The 17105-nt window shown below is 67.3% G+C and carries 16 protein-coding genes and 1 tRNA gene; 6 read left to right on the top strand and 11 right to left on the bottom strand.

Annotated elements, in window-relative coordinates:
* Window positions 1-277: 277 nt before the first annotated feature.
* From AB0B91_RS13835 to AB0B91_RS13845, 3 genes are all read right to left on the bottom strand, one after another.
* Window positions 278-721, bottom strand: a complete 444-nt coding sequence (locus tag AB0B91_RS13835) for a hypothetical protein (protein ID WP_358318626.1) — start codon at window positions 719-721, stop codon at window positions 278-280.
* 115 nt (window positions 722-836) lie between these two features.
* Window positions 837-2069 carry a hypothetical protein gene (locus AB0B91_RS13840; RefSeq protein ID WP_358318627.1) on the bottom strand — a complete coding sequence of 411 codons (1233 nt, stop codon included), beginning with the start codon at window positions 2067-2069 and terminating at the stop codon, window positions 837-839.
* A 237-nt stretch (window positions 2070-2306) separates the two neighbouring features.
* On the bottom strand, window positions 2307-2513 hold the full coding sequence (locus AB0B91_RS13845) for a hypothetical protein (protein ID WP_358318628.1): 207 nt from the start codon (window positions 2511-2513) through the stop codon (window positions 2307-2309).
* 11 nt (window positions 2514-2524) lie between these two features.
* On the opposite strand from AB0B91_RS13845, the gene AB0B91_RS13850 reads away from it, so the two are divergent.
* Window positions 2525-2773 (top strand): hypothetical protein, encoded by a 249-nt coding sequence (locus AB0B91_RS13850; protein ID WP_358318629.1) that lies wholly within the window; start codon window positions 2525-2527, stop codon window positions 2771-2773.
* A 54-nt stretch (window positions 2774-2827) separates the two neighbouring features.
* Here AB0B91_RS13850 and AB0B91_RS13855 read toward each other — a convergent pair.
* Window positions 2828-2901 (bottom strand) — tRNA-Leu (locus AB0B91_RS13855).
* Window positions 2902-3035: 134 nt separating this feature from the next.
* On the opposite strand from AB0B91_RS13855, the gene AB0B91_RS13860 reads away from it, so the two are divergent.
* The 3 genes from AB0B91_RS13860 to AB0B91_RS13870 all read left to right on the top strand — a co-directional run bounded on the left by AB0B91_RS13860 (window position 3036) and on the right by AB0B91_RS13870 (window position 6442).
* A complete protein-coding gene (locus tag AB0B91_RS13860) occupies window positions 3036-3602 on the top strand; it encodes a response regulator (RefSeq protein ID WP_219533667.1) in 567 nt (188 codons plus the stop codon).
* Between the two features lie 149 nt (window positions 3603-3751).
* Window positions 3752-5041, top strand: a complete 1290-nt coding sequence (locus AB0B91_RS13865) for an ABC transporter substrate-binding protein (RefSeq protein ID WP_358318630.1) — start codon at window positions 3752-3754, stop codon at window positions 5039-5041.
* 120 nt (window positions 5042-5161) lie between these two features.
* A complete protein-coding gene (locus AB0B91_RS13870) occupies window positions 5162-6442 on the top strand; it encodes an ABC transporter substrate-binding protein (RefSeq protein WP_358318631.1) in 1281 nt (426 codons plus the stop codon).
* A gap of 3 nt (window positions 6443-6445) precedes the next feature.
* On the opposite strand, the gene AB0B91_RS13875 is transcribed toward AB0B91_RS13870, so the two are convergent.
* Window positions 6446-7306: a hypothetical protein gene (locus tag AB0B91_RS13875; RefSeq protein ID WP_358318632.1), complete on the bottom strand. Its 861-nt coding sequence runs from the start codon at window positions 7304-7306 to the stop codon at window positions 6446-6448.
* A 343-nt stretch (window positions 7307-7649) separates the two neighbouring features.
* On the opposite strand from AB0B91_RS13875, the gene AB0B91_RS13880 reads away from it, so the two are divergent.
* The gene (locus tag AB0B91_RS13880; protein WP_358318633.1) at window positions 7650-8786 is read left to right on the top strand and encodes an ABC transporter substrate-binding protein; all 1137 of its coding nucleotides are present in this window, start codon (window positions 7650-7652) and stop codon (window positions 8784-8786) included.
* 66 nt (window positions 8787-8852) lie between these two features.
* Here the strand turns inward: AB0B91_RS13880 and AB0B91_RS13885 are convergent, their stop codons facing one another.
* The 6 genes from AB0B91_RS13885 to AB0B91_RS13910 form a co-directional block, all read right to left on the bottom strand.
* The gene (locus tag AB0B91_RS13885) at window positions 8853-9251 is read right to left on the bottom strand and encodes a hypothetical protein (protein ID WP_358318634.1); all 399 of its coding nucleotides are present in this window, start codon (window positions 9249-9251) and stop codon (window positions 8853-8855) included.
* Window positions 9252-9313: 62 nt separating this feature from the next.
* A complete protein-coding gene (locus tag AB0B91_RS13890; protein ID WP_308168430.1) occupies window positions 9314-10069 on the bottom strand; it encodes an ABC transporter ATP-binding protein in 756 nt (251 codons plus the stop codon).
* 50 nt (window positions 10070-10119) lie between these two features.
* Window positions 10120-11040, bottom strand: a complete 921-nt coding sequence (locus AB0B91_RS13895; RefSeq protein WP_358319185.1) for an ABC transporter ATP-binding protein — start codon at window positions 11038-11040, stop codon at window positions 10120-10122.
* A 25-nt stretch (window positions 11041-11065) separates the two neighbouring features.
* A complete protein-coding gene (locus tag AB0B91_RS13900) occupies window positions 11066-12052 on the bottom strand; it encodes a branched-chain amino acid ABC transporter permease (protein ID WP_358318635.1) in 987 nt (328 codons plus the stop codon).
* 13 nt (window positions 12053-12065) lie between these two features.
* Complete coding sequence (locus AB0B91_RS13905; protein WP_358318636.1) at window positions 12066-13349, bottom strand: branched-chain amino acid ABC transporter permease; 1284 nt, start codon at window positions 13347-13349, stop codon at window positions 12066-12068.
* Between the two features lie 402 nt (window positions 13350-13751).
* Entirely contained in the window at window positions 13752-14096 is a 345-nt protein-coding gene (locus AB0B91_RS13910) for a hotdog fold thioesterase (RefSeq protein ID WP_358319187.1), read from the bottom strand.
* Between the two features lie 131 nt (window positions 14097-14227).
* On the opposite strand from AB0B91_RS13910, the gene polA reads away from it, so the two are divergent.
* Window positions 14228-16918, top strand: a complete 2691-nt coding sequence (polA, locus tag AB0B91_RS13915; RefSeq protein WP_358318637.1) for a DNA polymerase I — start codon at window positions 14228-14230, stop codon at window positions 16916-16918.
* The last annotated feature ends 187 nt before the right edge of the window (window positions 16919-17105 follow it).

Consider the following 17105-nt stretch of genomic DNA (forward strand, 5'->3'; position numbering starts at 1 on the left):
GTGAATCGCCTTGGTTTCGTGGCGGCGAAAGCACCGTCATCGGCCGGGTACATGGCCATGGAGTCGCCGTCCGCGTTGAGGAGCAGTCCGCTCGACTGGAGATCGATCCCCGAGGCAGTCCGCGGTGGCTGCGCGGTTCAGGGGCGTATCACGCCGGGCACCGGACCGTCCGGCTCCCGGGCGCGCGAACAGGCGGAGCCTCGTGCGGCCTTCGTGGTTTGAAGGCACGCCATCGAAGCTCCGCCATCGGTGACCTCAGGCCCTGGCGGCTATGCCGCTAGAACCGGTTGGTCTCCGCGATGCACTCCGGGTCGTTGGCGTTGTTGATGTCGATGATGAAGTGGAACCGCCCGTAGGTCTTGTAACTCGCCGGCACGCTCAGAGCCTGGGAGGGAACGTGGGTGCCGGCACCGTTGGTCGCGTTCGGGGTCGACCATGAGTAGAGCACGGGGTCCGAGCCGGTTTTGTCTTGCTTGAGCTCGAGGATCACGTCGTTCTTGGTTGAGCCCGCCTGACCGTTGATCTGCCAGGTGAACTTGTCGATCCTGTCTCGGGCACTGCTGGAGACGTAGGTGTAGTAAACCCATCCGGACCCGCTCTTGCCGCCATCGGTGCACCCGCCAGTGGCGGAGGAGGCGTGAGCCGTGCCTGCGGTTCCGACGATGGCCGCCGTCGCCAATGCGGAAGCGAGAACGGAACTACCGACGATCTTCTTAAGCATTCTTGCTCCTCAATTAGGATTCGCACAAAATAAGATTTTTGGAGAAATGTGTTAATGCAGCTTCTTATCACCTCTCTACATAGCCGGCGATGGTCCGCAAAGGCAGGAGGAGAGCTCAGGAACGTGCCGCCATGGCCTGGCCGATGAGGTCGGCTGGGAGCCATGCCACCCGCTCGTCCGGGGTGACGACGACGAGTTGTCCGTCGGAGGTGAACCGGGCGGTGGCGACCCCGTCTCGCCTCCACACGGTCCGGCCGTGGCCGTCCACGAGGACAAAAGTCTTGCCATCCGAAATACCGACATAAGGCTTAGTCGGATGTACCGTGACACTTGCTTCGGCGGAGATCTCGCGTTGCCACGACAAGCGGCCGTCCAGCCCCACTCCGTACACGATCGTCCGGGACTCGCCACGACTGCTCATCGCACGAGAGACCAGCGCCGCCGCACTCGTCCCCAGTGCGCACTCACGCGCCTCGGGTGGCGCGGGCTCCATCCGGCGCCGATCGGACGTCCCACGCATGAAGATCGTCTCTGGCCCGATCACTAGGACGGTTTCGCCATCTCCGGCTATGCAGGCGTTCGAGATGGAATCCCATGCGGTTCCTCTGCCGACCGGCTGCCAACCGTCCGCTTTACGGATGAATCTGAGAAGCCGGGCGTTCTTCGCGTTCGGCTGGCCGGTGAAGGCCAACGCGGCACTCCCGTTCGCCGACTCCACCCATTGGTAGCCGGAGTAGGGAACCTGGCGACGTTCCCCCTTCCCATCAGGCCGGATGATCTTGATCCAGGTGCGCCCACCGGCGCCTACCTCCTCTACGACCGCGTCCTCAGGTGAGACGGCGGTCAGTACGCGCGCCCCCGGCAGGCTGGAGACGGGAAAAGGCACCGGTCCACGCTCCGTGAGCTGGAACGGCGAGACCTCCGGCACCACTGCCGCAGTCCCCTTCCCGCCCTCCACCGCGCTTGGCCGATCTGCCGCGACACCGGTCGATACGACGACCGCAGGACACTGCGCGAGGCAGACGATGTCTGTCGCCGTCTTCGAGATCTCCCGGTCCCGCCATACCCGGCCGTGAACACGGTCGAATCCGCTGATCGTCGCCGTCGCGGGATCGAAGACCAGGGCCCCACCACCATTCGCGTCCAGAACTCGCGGCGGACGCGACACCTCGACCGGGCCCGTGGCGCCTTCGCCGCCGCGGCCCGAGGAGCAACCGGTGATGAGCATGGCGATACACATCGCCAATACGAGCGCTCCACTCAGTCGCATTATTGCCCTTTCCCCATTCCCCCGGACATCGAGGCGTGGACAATAATGCCGACGAATAGGGATAGTGTCATTGATCATCCGCGCAAATACATTGACCCGCTATGCACGGCAGGGCCGCGTAAGTTTCCCGGCAATTGCGGGCGGTGGCGGGCTTGATGGCTCCGCCGGTCCCGGCATCACCCGAGCGTCAGAGGTGTGGCGTCGAGCGGGCCCACGTCGTGCTGCTGATGCTTGGCGGCCAGGCGCTCACGCTCGGCCCGCAGCCGGTGCGGCTTGGCCGAGACACCGCTCGCGTCCCAGACCAGCGGTCGCCCATCAGGGCGTCGAGAATGAGCGTGAGACGATCTGCCCGGCTGGTGGGTGGGGCTGGATGCGCAGCCGGTCGGCGAGCCGGCGGGTCAGCCGTCGCAGTCGGTCGGCGTGTTCTTCAACGGGTCGCGTGGCGGGCAGGTTGGGCGAGTCCTTCCTTGCCGGGTGGTCGGCCGAGCCGCCGTGGACAGCCGGGCATGGCGGCTCGCTCACTTGGGGGCAGCGTGGGAGAGGGTCCACGGGTGGTGCGGGTGCTCGCCGGCTGGCCGCCGCAGGTGGTCGTCGCGCTCGCCTCCGTGGACGGCGGGCGCTGGCCGCCGACGCGGACGACGTACCGCTGGACGAGTTCGACGCCGAACGGTAAGGGGCGCCACGTGATCTGGCCCGCGTGGCGGTCCAGCCTGTGCTGGATGTCTCCTGCTGGACACGGTGCCGAGGAGGCTCGCGGAGCCGACCGGGAGCCGCGGCAGTAGGAACCACATCAGACATGCCACCGCCCGGTCGTGGAGACCGGGCGGGTGGTCAGGTGCCCCGGGTGGGACTCGAACCCACACTGTGCGGGTTTTGAATCCGCTTCCTCTGCCAATTGGGATACCGAGGCGAAGATCCGGAAATATCCGGATCTGTCCTTATCGCACGGCGAAAGGGTAGCCGAAATCCATGGCCACCCACCACCGGCGTCGCTCTAATCTAGCGGACATCGGTACTCTCTTGCTCGTGAGTACGCAGCGGCGAGTGGTGATCGCGGAAGATGAGGCACTGATCCGCCTCGACCTCAAGGAGATGCTCGAGGAAGACGGCTACATCGTCGCGGGCGAGGCCGGTGACGGCGAGCGGGCGATCCAGCTGGCCACCGAGCTGAGGCCCGACCTGGTGATTCTCGACGTCAAGATGCCCGTCCTCGACGGCATCTCGGCGGCCGAGCGGATCGTGGCCGAGCGGATCGCCCCGTGCCTCATCCTGACCGCCTTCTCCCAGCGTGACCTGGTCGAGCGGGCCAGGGACGCGGGGGCCATGGCCTACCTGGTCAAGCCGTTCACCAAGGCGGACCTGGTGCCGGCGATCGAGATGGCGGTCAGCAGGCACGAGGAGATGGTGGCGCTGGCCGCCGAGGTGTCGAGCCTGTCCGACAGGCTGGAGACCCGGAAGCTGGTGGAGCGGGCCAAGGGGCAGTTGATGTCCGCGCACGGCTGGAGCGAGCCGCAGGCGTTCCGGTGGATCCAGAAGGCGTCGATGGATCGCCGGTTGAGCATGCGCGAGGTTGCCCAGATCGTTATAGACGACGCGGCGGAGCGTGGCTGAGGGGCGGCATATCACCGGATTTACCCCCGTGGGTTGTGGCGCGATTACGAGTGGGCATCCAACCGGCCTCGGTCTCCTTCGCCCGAGGCGTCCCAGTCGCATGCTGATGGGCGGACAGAAGATCCGCTCATCTGGACGGAGACGCTTCGATGATCCGCATTTCCCGGGCGCTGGCCGCCGCCACCGCGGCGGGCCTGGCGCTGGCGGCCTGTTCCAGCGGGGGCACCACCGCCGCGCCGACCTCCGCGGGGACGGCCAGTGTTCAGCCCACAGGGCAGACCGCCAAGGGTGACGGCACGCTGACCATCGGCACGGTGCTGCCGCAGACGGGGTCGCTGGCCTATCTCGGTCCTCCCGAGTACGCCGGCGTCGATCTGGCCGTCAAGGAGATCAACGACGACGGAGGGGTGCTGGGCAAGCAGGTCGCCAAGATCCACACCGACTCGGGCGACACCACCACGAACATCGCCTCGCAGTCGGTGGACAAGCTGCTCGCGCAGAAGGCGGACGCCATCATAGGCGCCGCGTCGAGCTCGGTGTCGGAGTCGATCATCGACAAGATCACGCGGGCGGGCGTCGTGCAGTTCTCGCCGGCCAACACCTCCGACAAGTTCACCACGATCAAGGACGACGGGCTCTATTTCCGTACTGCTCCGCCGGACAAGCTACAGGGGCGGGTCCTGGGTGACCTGGTGGTGGCCGACGGCGACGACACGGTCGGCATCCTGGCCATGCAGGACTCCTACGGCACCGGTCTGGCCGACCAGGTCACCCAGACCGCCGAGGCGGGGGGCGCCAAGGTGGTCGAGCGCGTGGACTACGACCCGAAGGCCGCCGACTTCTCCGCCGACGTGGCCAAGATCAAGGCGGCGAACCCGAAGGGCATCGTGCTCATCGGCTTCGAGGAGACCGCCAAGGTCGTGGCGGAGCTCGTCAAGCAGGGCCTGACGACGGACAAGTACAAGTGGTACATGGTCGACGGCAACATGTCGAACACCAACTACCTGAAGATGCCCAAGGGCACGCTGAAGGGCGTCAAGGGCACCATCCCCGGAGCGGCGGCGCCCGAGGCGTTCCAGAAGCGGCTCCTGGCCATCAACCCGAAGCTGACCAACTACACCTATGCCGCGGAGTCGTACGACGCGGCGATCCTCATCGCGCTGGCCGCCGAGGCGGCCAAGGACGACGCGGGCACGGCGATCGGGGCCAAGCTCGTGGACGTCAGCAAGGGCGGCGAGAAGTGCAAGGACTTCAAGGCCTGCGTCGAGCTGCTCAAGGCCGGCAAGGACATCGACTACGACGGCGTGAGCGGCCCGGTCGACTTCAACGACGCCGGTGACCCGTCGGTCGCGACGATCGGCGTCTATCAGTACGGCGCCGACAACAAATACAACGCCGCCAAGGCGCTCGAATATCGCAAGGGCGACATCTCCGGGTGACGCCCCCGCAGCGACGGCCTCCGATCCGAGTATCGGGGGCCGTCGGCGATTGGGACATTACAAATGGGTAGAAACGGATTGTAAGAACTCCACATCTCCTCCCCGGTAAGGGGGAGTCTCATGATGCGCACACGCCTGCTGGCGTTGGCGGCCGCGTCCAGCCTGGCCTTGACGGCGGCTTGCGGTGGCGGCGGTGGCACGGGGGCCAAGGGGACCACGTCGGCCGTGCCGACCGCGCCGGCGGCCAAGGGTGACGGCACGCTGACCATCGGCACGCTGCTGCCGCAGACGGGGTCGCTGGCCTTCCTCGGGCCGCCCGACTTCGCGGGGGTCGACCTGGCCGTGAAGGAGATCAACGACGCCGGCGGGGTGCTCGGCAAGCCGGTGAAGAAGATCGATACGGACTCGGGCGACACGACGACGAACATCGCCTCGCAGTCGGTGGACAAGCTGCTCGCGCAGAAGGTGGACGCCATCATCGGCGCGGCGTCGTCCTCGGTGTCGGAGTCCGTGATCGACAAGATCACGGGTGCCGGGGTGGTCCAGTTCTCGCCGGCCAACACCTCGGACAAGTTCACCACGATCAAGGACAACGGGCTGTACTTCCGCACTGCTCCGCCGGACAAGCTGCAGGGCCGGGTGCTCGGCGATCTGATCGTCGCCGACGGCAACGACACGATCGGCATCCTGGCCATGCAGGACTCCTACGGCTCGGGCCTGGCCGACCAGGTCACCAAGACCGCGGAGGAGGCCGGCGCCTCGGTGGTGGCGCGGGTGGACTACGACCCGAAGGCCGCCGACTTCTCCGCCGACGTGGCCAAGATCAAGGCGGCGAACCCGAAGGCGGTCGTGCTGATCGGCTTCGAGGAGGGCGCCAAGGTCATCGCCGAACTGGTCAAGCAGGGCCTGACGAGCGACAAGGTCAAGTGGTACATGGTCGACGGGAACATGTCCAACAGCAACTACCTGAGGATGCCCAAGGGCACGCTGAAGGACGTCAAGGGCACCATTCCCGGCGCCGCGGCGCCCGACGACTTCCGGAAGAGGCTGCTGGCGATCGATCCCAAGCTGACCAACTTCACCTACGCGGCGGAGTCGTACGACGCGGCGATCCTCATCGCGCTGGCCGCCGAGGCGGCCAAGGACGACAGCGGCCGGTCGATCGCGGCCAAGCTGCCCGATGTGAGCGGGGGCGGGGAGAAGTGCAAGAGCTTCAAGGCCTGCGTCAAGCTGCTCAAGGCCGGCAAGGACATCGACTACGACGGCGTGAGCGGTCCGGTCGAGTTCAACGCCGCCGGTGACCCGTCGATCGCCACCATCGGCATCTACCAGTACGGTGACGACAACAAGTACAACGCCACGAAGGCGATCGAGTACCGCACCGGCAAGATCGAGGGCTGAGGCTCAGCCAGCCAGACCGCACGTCTTGAGCGCGTAGGCGGTCAGCCGCTCCTGCAGCGGCTTGGGGGGCACGACGATGACCACGCGCTCGTCGCCGCCGTCGATGGTGGCCCGCACGGGGAACAGGAATGCCTTCTTGCCCTCGGCGAACGCGTGCGGGTCGCAGCGGCCGGGGGTGAGCTGGAGCGCCACTTCGGCCCGTTGCGCGCCGGCGTCCAGGGTCGCCAGCGGCTTGCTCTTCTTGACGGGCGTGGCGATGTAGTGGGTGGTGCCGCCCACGTCCTGGACGGCCACCACGCCGGTGCCGTGCCGGGTCAGGACGAGACTGCCGCGCATCACCTTGCCGACCTGCGTCCAGTCGGCGCCGAACTCGATGTCGGCCGCCTCCTTGATCAGGAACGCGGAGCACTCGTCGCGCAGCAGCCTGGTCAGCAGCGGGTCCGGGTGCGGCACCTTGAAGACCACCCTGCGCAGCGGATCGGACCCGCTGCGCAGGTGGGCCACGACCGTGGCCGGCTGGAGCGCCGGCAGGCCCTTGGGCGAGCACTTGGCCGCGCCGTAGGGGATCTGGAGGTCGGTGCGGGGGGTCCGCTTGAGGAGCGCGTCGGCCCGCTTGGGCGGAAGCGTCTGGAAGGACGGCGTGACCAGCTGGACGTCGGCGAAGTAGACCGGCGTGTCGGTGGCGTTGCGCACGGCCACCTCGATAGCGTGCACGGGTTCGTCTGAGCGCCACTGGGCCAGCGAGATGGACACACCGGCAGGAGGGTCCGGTGGCGGCGTGGCGGGCGCCTCAGAGGCACCACAGGCCGTGAGAAGGCCAGTTGGGAAGACCGCCACGAGCAGGAAGGCCGCGATGCGCTTCACTCGTTGAACATTAGGCGTGATCCTCCGTCCCTCGTAAGTTGAGGAGTGATTACGACTCCGCATCCAAGTGCCGACAGTTCTTCCTGGCGTCTGTTGAACTGGCCTTTTGTTCTGTAGCTTTCCGTCATTCGTTCGGGAACGTCGGCGGTGCTGACCTGACCCGGCCTGGAGATGAAGGAGACACTCCATGATCCGCATTGCTCCCGCAGGACGGGTGCTGGCTGTCGTGGCTGCCACGAGCCTGGCCCTGACAGCCTGCGGTGGTGGCGGCGACACCGCTGCGCCAGCCTCCTCTTCGGCTGCGCCATCAAGTGCGGCTCCGGCAGCGAAGGGCGACGGGACTTTGACCGTCGGCACGCTGCTGCCGCAGACCGGTTCGCTTGCCTTCCTCGGCCCGCCCGAGTTCGCCGGTGTTGACGCCGCTATCAAGGAAATCAACGAAGCCGGCGGCGTGCTTGGCAAGCCGGTCACCAAATATGACACCGACTCCGGTGACACCACCACGAACATCGCTTCGCAGTCGGTGGACAAGCTGCTCGCGCAGAAGGCCGACGCCATCATCGGCGCCGCGTCCTCGTCCGTGTCGGAATCGGTGATCGACAAGATCACCGGCGCTGGTGTGGTCCACTTCTCGCCGGCCAACACCTCCGACAAGTTCACCACGATCAAGGACAACGGGCTGTACTTCCGTACGGCTCCGCCGGACAAGCTGCAGGGCCGCGTGCTGGGCGACCTGATCATCGCCGACGGCAGTGACACGGTCGGCATCCTGGCCATGCAGGACTCCTACGGCACCGGCCTGGCCGACCAGGTGGCCAAGACCGTCACCGACGGTGGCGCCGAGGTCGTCGAGCGCGTGGACTACGACCCGAAGGCCGCCGACTTCTCCGCCGACGTCGCGAAGATCAAGGCGAAGAACCCGAAGGCCATCGTGCTCATCGGCTTCGAGGAGACCGCCAAGGTCATCCAGGAGCTGATCAAGCAGGGTCTGCCGGCCAGCAAGCACAAGTGGTACATGGTCGACGGCAACACCTCCAACACCAACTACGTCAAGATGCCCAAGGGCACCCTGAAGGGCGTCAAGGGCACCATCCCCGGCGCCGCCGCTCCCGAGGACTTCAAGGGCAAGCTCACGGCGGTCAACCCCAAGCTGGAGGACTTCAGCTACGCGCCTGAGTCCTACGACGCCATGAACCTGATCGCGCTGGCCGCCGAGGCCGCCAAGAGCGACGCGGGCGTGGACATCGGCGCCAAGCTGGCCGAGGTCAGCAAGGGCGGCGAGAAGTGCAACAACTTCAAGTCGTGCGCCGACCTGCTCAAGGCCGGCAAGGACATCGACTACGACGGCGTGAGCGGTCCGGTCGAGTTCAACGACGCCGGTGACCCGGCCGTGGCCACCATCGGCATCTACGAGTACGGCGCGGACAACAAGTACCCGACCAAGGCGCTCGAGTACCGCACCGGCAACATCGCCGGCTAGTCCGCAGGACACACCGATACACAGACACACCTGAGGGGCCCGGTCCGCTGGATCGGGCCCTTCGGCTTATTTACAGCCCGCCGTGATCTCGTCCGCGGCGACCCGGTACTCCTTCAGCAGCTTCACCTGGCGCTCGCGCGGGACATCGGCCCTGGACAGACCCGCGGTGGTGGACTCGACCGTGCGCACGGCCGCGGCCAGTGACTGGGGCAGGCGCTCGCCGAACTGGAGCGTGATGCCGCGCGCCTCCGCGAGGCGGCCGAGCACCGCGTCCTCGAAGTTCTGGCTGTCCTCCTGCCCCTTCGGTTTCAGCATGAGGCCCGCGTAGCCGATCGCGGAGACCACGCGCGCGCAGGGGTCGTCGGTGGGGTCTCCACCGGTGCTGTACTTACCGGCCGAGGCGGCGGTGTGCTGGCAGCCGACGAGGATGGGCAGCAGGAGCGCGATTGTCGCTAAACGTCTCACAGCGCTCATTAAAGAACGGCGAAGGGGCTCCTGGGGAGCCCCTTCGCCGTTCTGGAATCTTTCTAGGCCTTCGCCAGGGTCCCGAGATAGAGCTCGATCACCTTGGGGTCGTTGGCCAGCTGGCGGCCGGTGCCGGTGTAGGCGTTGCGGCCCTGGTCGAGCACATAGCCTCGATGGCAGATCTGCAGGCAGCGCCTGGCGTTCTGCTCGACCATGATGACGGTGACGCCCGCCTTGTTGATCTGCTGGGCCTGGATGAACACCAGGTCCTGCAGCATGGGCGACAGACCCGCCGACGGCTCGTCCAGCAGCAGCACCGATGGCTCGGTCATGAGCGCCCTGGCCATCGCCACCATCTGCCGCTCGCCGCCCGACAGCGAGCCGGCCCGCTGCTTGCGCCGCTCCTTGAGCGCCGGGAACAGCTCGGCGACGAACTCGAAGCGCTCCTTGAACTTGCCGGGCACCTGGAAGGCGCCCATCTCAAGGTTCTCCTCGATGGTGAGGCTGGGGAAGACGTTGTTGGTCTGCGGGACGTAGCCGACCCCGCGGGAGACCAGCGAGTGCGCCTTCATGTTCGTGATGTCCTCACCCTTCAGCACCACCGTGCCGCTGCGGATGTTGACCAGCCCGAACATGGCCTTGAGCAGCGTCGACTTGCCGGCGCCGTTGGGGCCGATGATGCCGATCAGCTCACCCTCGCCGACGTAGAGGTCGGAGCCGTTGAGGATGTTGACGCCCGGCAGGTAGCCGGCGATGAGCTCGTCGCACCGCAGCACGGCGTTCTCGGCGCCCGCCAGGTGGGCGGCGCGGTCGGTGATCGCCGCCTTCGACTCGGGCGCGGAGCCGGGCGCGGACTCGGGGACGGCGTTCACTTCTGCGTCTCCTCTTCGATCTCGGCCTCCAGCGCCGCCTCCGCCTGGTGGAGCTGCTCTTCGAGCTCGCTCTCCGACAGCGGCGCGTCGTGGTGGGCGCCGAGGTAGGCGTCGATGACCCGGGCGTCGGACATGATCGTGTCCGGTGGTCCCTCGGCGATGATGGCGCCCTGGGCCATGACGATCACCCAGTCGCTGATGTCGCGGACCATGTCCATGTCGTGCTCGACGAACAGCACGGTCATGCCCTGATCGCGCAGGTCCTTGACGTGGCCGAGCAGGGACTGGGTGAGCGCCGGGTTGACGCCCGCCATGGGCTCGTCGAGCATGACCAGCTCAGGCTTGACCATGAGCGCGCGGGCCATCTCCAGCAGCTTGCGCTGGCCGCCGGACAGCGAGCCGGCGAAGTCGGCGCGCTTGGCGTCGAGCTTGAACCTGGCCAGCAGTTCCTCGGCCTGCTCGGTGATCGCGTCCTCCTGGGCGCGCCAGGCGCCGGGAAAGAGCGCCCGCCAGAAGTTCTCGCCGCGCTGGTGCTGCGCGCCGAGCCGCATGTTCTCCAGCACCGTCAGCCTGGACAGCGCCTTGGTGAGCTGGAAGGTACGGACCATGCCGGCGCGGGCCACCCGGTGGGCGGGCACGCCGCTCATGCTCTGGCCGTTGAACGTCCACTTGCCGGCGTCAGCGGTGTCGAAACCGGTGAGCTGGTTGAAGAACGTGGTCTTGCCGGCGCCGTTGGGGCCGATCAGTGCGGTGATGGAGCCGCGCTGGATCTCGACGTGCGCCACCTCGACGGCGGTCAGGCCGCCGAATCGGCGCGTGACGCCGTCGACCACGAGGATCGGGTCGGGCTTCGGCACACCAGGGTCGCGGGCCAGGTCCTTGAAGGCCGCAAGGGCCGCGGCTTTGCGCTCGGACATCGTGGTTTCAGCGGTCGACGACGTTTCAGCGGACATCGAAAGCAATCTCCCTCTTGTCACCGAAGATGCCCTGTGGCCGGAAGATGAGCAACAGGATCAGCCCTAGACCCACCAGGATGTAGCGGACCGGCCCGACCTGGATGGAGGTCATGAAGGGGATGTACCCCGCCTGAACCGCTTCACTGAGCACACCGTTGACCAGCACCAGCAGCACCCAAAAGATCATCGATCCGACGACGGGGCCGAGCACGCGGGCCGCGCCACCGAGGATCACGATGGTGTAGGCGAAGAAGGTGGTCTCGGTGCCGAAGACGTCGGGCTGCACCGAGGCGTACGCCAGTCCGTAGATGAAGCCGCCGAGGCTGCCGATGACGCCGCCCAGGATGAGCGACTGCATCTTGTAGGAGAAGACGTTCTTGCCGAGGCTGCGCACGGCGTCCTCGTCCTCGCGGATGGCCTTGAGGACGCGGCCCCACGGGCTGCGCATGAGCAGGTAGACGATGCCGCACGACAGGGCGACCAGCACCCAGCCGACGAGCATGATCCACAGCAGCCGGTGGTTGAAGGTGAACCAGCCGATGCCGTACTCGCCCTCCGGGAAGGGGTTGAGCGCGTAGAAGCCGTCGGAGAAGCCGCGCTGGCCGTCGGAGCCGCCGAAGACGTCCTTGAACTGCACCGAACGGAAGACGAGCCGGACGATCTCGGCCGCCGCGATGGTGACGATGGCCAGGTAGTCGGCCCGCAGGCGGAGTGTGGGCGCGCCCAGGAGCAGGGCCAGGAGCACCGCGGCGATGAGGCCGACCGCGATGCCGACCCAGAAGGGCAGGTTCAGGACGGTGACCGTGACGGCCAGGCCGTAGCCCGCGACGCCCATGAACGCCGCCTGCCCGAAGTTGAGCAGGCCCGTGTAGCCGAAGTGGATGTTGATGCCGATCGCGGCGAGCGCGTAGAGCACCGTCTCGACGCCGATGGCGGACTTGACGGTGGTGCTGATGATCGTGATCCAGTCCATGTGACTCCCCCCGTCAGCCGATCCGCTCTCGGCGGCCCAGGATGCCCTGTGGCCGGAAGAGGAGCACGATGATGAGTACGGCCAGCGCGCCGACGCTCTTGAGCTCTGGCGGCACCCAGAGCGTGGAGACCTGGATGAACAGGCCGACCACGAGGGAGCCCACCAGGGCGCCGAACGCCGTGCCGAGCCCGCCGAGCGTCACACCGGCGAAGATGAGCAGCAGGATGTCCTGGCCCATGGTGTATTTCAGGTTCTGCGACAGGCCGAGCATGATGCCGGCCAGCGCGGCGATGGCGCCGCCGGTGGTCCAGATGATGCGGATGACCCGGTCGACGTTGATGCCCGAGGAGGCGGCCAGCGCCGGGTTGTCGGCGACCGCGCGGGCCGCCTTGCCGGTGCGGGTGCGCAGCAGCGCGAAGCCGACGATGATGAGGACCAGCAGCTCGATGCCCATCGCGACGAAGTTCTTGGGCGCCGCGGAGATCGGGCCGATCTCGATGCCCGGCTGCGCGGTGTACTGGGCGAACGACTCGTTCTGGCCACCGAACAGGATCAGGAAGACATAGCGCAGGAAGAGCGCCACGCCGATCGAGATGATCATCATGGCGATGGTGCCGGTGCCGCGCCTGCGCAGTTGCCCCCAGAAGAACCGGTCCTGAAGGTAACCGAGCGCGCCTCCGGCGATCACCGCGATCACCGCGGCCGGGATCAGATGCAGGCCGAAGGTCACGTTGAACAGGTAGGCGAGCAGCGCGCCCAGCGTGACCAGCTCACCATGGGCGAAGTTGGTCAGGCCGGTGGTGCCGTAGATCAGCGAGAGGCCGAGCGCGGCCAGCGCGATGATCAGGCCGAGGTTCAGGCCCTCGAAGGTGAGCTGCGCCGCCTGATCCAAGAAGGGACTGGACTCGGCGCCCTCCTCCGGTTGGCCCGCGGCGCCCTTGGGCTGCAGGGCGAACAGGACGGTGGACACGTTGCCGGAGAAGACGGTCGGGGTGCGGACGGCGTTGCCGCCGCGAACCATCGCGTTCTGCGGAAGCGTCTTGACATCCAGCGTGACCTTGTATTTTCCCGGTTTGTCAATCGGGACTACCCACGCGCCCTGGGCGTTGCTTGTAACCTCCTTGACGGGTTGTCCGCCTTCGGTGGTCACGACGATTTTCACGCCGTTCACTGGTTGGCCTTGGAGTTTGAGTGTCCCTCTCAGACCCTGATCGGGGGCCGCCGCCTGGGCGGGGACCGCGAGCAGGAAGATGAGTCCACCCAGGAAGGCCGTGAACGCGATCACGGCTCTGCGCAATGGTGCTCCCTCAAAATAGGTCAAGGCGGGGTTGTGCCCCTCCATCTCGACACGTGGGCATCGCAGGCACAACAACAGGCATGCAATGGCGGGAGCTTATTCTGGTCGCGCCCGGTTCAGGGTCGTTCGTCACCAATTAGTGACACGTGCGTGTCGCTGATGTGAGGAAACAAGACGCCAGGTCAGGGGCTAAATCCCACTAGACGCCTGGCGGTTCCGGGCGCGAATGCGCAACGATCGCTGCAGAACGTGAACGAGCCCGCGGAAGGGGACCTTTGGGACCATGTAGGGCTTCCCCGGCCTTACACGTTATCTACTCGGCCTCCCCCGCGGGCTCCGCTCGGACGAGCGTAGCGACCCACGGGGCTCGTGTGCAAAGAGAGACGTAAAGTCGCGTGGCGTTCAGCGATCACGCAGCATGCAGGTCAGCCGGGAGGTGCACACGCGCCGCCCCTGCTCGTCGGTGATCTCGATCTCGTACGTGGCGATCGAGCGCCCGCCGTGCAACTGGGTCGCCACGCCGGTGACGAAGCCGGAGGTGGCCGATCGGTGATGGGTGGCGTTGATCTCGATGCCGACCGCCATGCGGTCCGCGCCCGCGTGGACGGCCGCGCCGGTCGAGCCCAGCGTCTCGGCGAGCACCGCCGACGCACCGCCGTGCAGCAGGCCGTACGGCTGGGTGTTGCCCGCGACCGGCATCCGGGCGACGACCCGCTCCGCGCTGACCTCGACGAACTCGATGCCCATCCGGTGGGGGAGCGTGCCTTCGTATACGGCGTTCAACGCCGGGAAATCGGCCGGGTCGATCCGCGTCAAGGGGAGTCCTCCAGTCTTTCGAGCTCAGGTTTTCTGTCGGAGATGGAGACTAGGCTGCTGGTGTGCCGAAGAGTGAAGTGACCCCTAGCCGCCCGTGCCTGTTGCTGCTCGACGGGCATTCCCTGGCCTACCGCGCGTTCTACGCGCTCAAGGACGCCAACCTCATGACCACCGACGGTCAGCACACCGAGGCGGTCTACGGGTTCACCTCGATGTTGACCAACATCCTGCGCGACGAGCAGCCGTCGCACGTGGCCGTGGCGTTCGACCGGTCGGAGCCGACGTTCCGCCACGAGGAATACGCCGAATACAAGGCCAACAGGAGCGAGACCCCCGAAGACTTCCGGGGCCAGATGCAGCTCATCTACGAGCTCCTCGACACGCTGCGCATCCCGCACCTGTCCAAGGCCGGGTTCGAGGCCGACGACCTCATCGCCACGCTCGCCACCCGCGCCAGCGCCCAGAACATGAACGTGCTGATCGTCACCGGCGACCGCGACGCGCTCCAGCTGGTCGACGAGCAGGTCACGGTCCTGATGACGCGCCGCGGCATCAGCGACATGACCAGGTTCACGCCCGAGGCCGTCGAGGAGAAGTACGGCCTGACCCCGGTCCAATACCCCGACTTCGCGGCGCTCCGCGGCGACCCCAGCGACAACCTGCTCAGCATCCCCAGCGTCGGCGAGAAGACCGCCGCCAAGTGGGTGCGCGAGTTCGGCTCGCTGACCGCGCTGGTCGACCGGGTCGACGAGGTCAAGGGCAAGGTCGGCGACAAGCTGCGCGAGCACGTCGCCCAGGTGCTGATGAACCGCCGGCTCACCGAGCTGCTGCGCGAGGTCCCGCTCGAGGTCGAGCTGGGCGACCTCAAGCAGGGCGTCTGGGAGCGCGAAGAGGTCAACAAGCTCTTCGACACGCTGCAGATCCGCGGCGAGCTGCGGGAGCGCGTCTTCAAGGTGCTCGGCACCGGCGAGCAGGAGCCCGACCAGGGCTTCGAGGTCGAGACCATCATCCTCGGCCCCGACCGCGTCGCGGGCTGGCTGGCCGCGCTGCCGGCCGGCCGGGCGGGCCTCGCCTTCAAGGGCGCCTACGGCAGCGGCACCGGGCGCATCGACGGCATCGCGATCGCCTCGCCCGACGGCACGGCCGCCCACATCGACCCGGTCAAGCTCACCGAGTCCGACGAGGGCGCGCTGCGGGCCTGGCTGGGCGACGCCGACAGGCCCAAGGCCGTCCATGACGCCAAGGGCCCCATCCTCGCGCTCTGGGCGCAGGGCATGAGCCTCAAGGGCCTGACCTGCGACACGGCTCTGGCGGCCTACCTGGCGATGCCCGGCCAGCGCACGTTCGCCCTCGAAGACCTGGCCCGGCGCTACCTCAACCGCGACCTGCGCGCCGAGGAGGAGCCCAGCGGGCAGGCCACGCTGTTCGGCGACGACGAGGACGCCCCCGCCAAGGACCTGGCGCTGCGCGCCCATGCCGTGCGCGAGCTGGCCGAGGCGCTGGAGACCTTCCTGACGGGCCGCGGCGGCACCCAGCTCATGACCGACGTGGAGCTCCCGCTGCTGACCGTGCTGGCGGAGATCGAGCGCGCCGGCATCGCCGTCGACAGCGCATACTTCACCGCTCTGGAGGCCGAGTTCGGCGCGGCGGTCAAGCACGCGGTAGAGGAGGCGCACCGGGCCGTCGGCGAGCAGTTCAACCTGGGCTCGCCCAAGCAGCTGCAGGAGATCCTCTTCACCAGGCTCAACCTGCCCAAGACGAAGAAGATCAAGACCGGCTACAGCACCGACGCCGACCAGCTCGCCTGGCTGGCCACGCAGACCGAGCACGAGCTGCCGATCATCATGCTGCGCCACCGCGACCAGACCAAGCTGCGCACCACCGTCGAGGGCCTGATCAAGGAGATCGCCGACGACGGGCGGATCCACACCACGTTCAACCAGATCATCGCGGCCACGGGTCGTCTGTCGTCGGAGAAGCCCAACCTCCAGAACATCCCGATCCGCACCTCCGAGGGCCGCCGCATCCGGCAGGGCTTCGTGGTCGGCGAGGGCTACGAGACGCTGCTCACGGCCGACTACAGCCAGATCGAGCTGCGCATCATGGCCCACCTGTCGGGTGACGAGGCGCTGATCGCGTCCTTCGAGTCGGGCCACGACTTCCACCAGGCCACCGCGGCCCGGGTGTTCGACCTGCCGCCCGAGCAGATCGACGGCGAGCTGCGGGCCCGCATCAAGGCGATGAACTACGGCCTCGCCTACGGCCTGTCCGACTTCGGGCTGTCCGGGCAGCTCAACATCCCGGTGGCCGAGGCGCGGGCGCTCAAGGAGGAATACTTCCAGGAGTTCGGCGGGGTCCGCGACTTCCTGCACGCCATCGTCCAGCAGGCGCGCACCGACGGCTACACCGAGACCATCATGGGCCGGCGCCGCTACCTGCCCGACCTGACCAGCGACAACCGGCAGCGCCGCGAGATGGCCGAGCGCATGGCGCTCAACGCGCCCATCCAGGGCTCGGCGGCCGACATCATCAAGGTGGCCATGCTCAACGTCTCCCAGGCGATGCGCGCGGAGGGACTGGGCTCCCGGATGCTGCTCCAGGTCCACGACGAGCTGGTGTTCGAAGTGGCCCCCGGCGAGCTCGACCGGCTCAGGGGGCTCGTGTGCGACCAGATGAACGCGGCCTACCACCTGCGGGTCCCGCTGGAGGTCTCCGTGGGCGTCGGCCGCACCTGGGAGGACGCGGGCCACTGACGGGCCGCTTAAGGGGCGTCTCGTTCCGCCCCGCCGTACTTCTGGTCCGCCGTACCGGACGTTTATCGCCGTACGCCGGGGCAGATCGATCTCCGTACGGTGGGGCGGCCGGCGGCCCGGCGCCATGAAACAGGGCGGTCCGGCGTGTCGAGAACAGCGGCCGATACGGGGTTCTGGACTACCCTGA

It is taken from the genome of Nonomuraea sp. NPDC049141, from assembly GCF_040648415.1.
GTDB lineage: Bacteria > Actinomycetota > Actinomycetes > Streptosporangiales > Streptosporangiaceae > Nonomuraea.

Coding starts and splice junctions, on each gene's coding strand:
- AB0B91_RS13910 (WP_358319187.1), bottom strand. CDS start 14,096: ATGGGCATCGAGTTCGTCGAGGTCAGCGCGGAGCGGGTCGTCGCCCGG.
- AB0B91_RS13895 (WP_358319185.1), bottom strand. CDS start 11,040: ATGTCCGAGCGCAAAGCCGCGGCCCTTGCGGCCTTCAAGGACCTGGCC.
- AB0B91_RS13865 (WP_358318630.1), top strand. CDS start 3,752: ATGATCCGCATTTCCCGGGCGCTGGCCGCCGCCACCGCGGCGGGCCTG.
- AB0B91_RS13870 (WP_358318631.1), top strand. CDS start 5,162: ATGATGCGCACACGCCTGCTGGCGTTGGCGGCCGCGTCCAGCCTGGCC.
- AB0B91_RS13835 (WP_358318626.1), bottom strand. CDS start 721: ATGCTTAAGAAGATCGTCGGTAGTTCCGTTCTCGCTTCCGCATTGGCG.
- AB0B91_RS13900 (WP_358318635.1), bottom strand. CDS start 12,052: ATGGACTGGATCACGATCATCAGCACCACCGTCAAGTCCGCCATCGGC.
- AB0B91_RS13840 (WP_358318627.1), bottom strand. CDS start 2,069: ATGATCAATGACACTATCCCTATTCGTCGGCATTATTGTCCACGCCTC.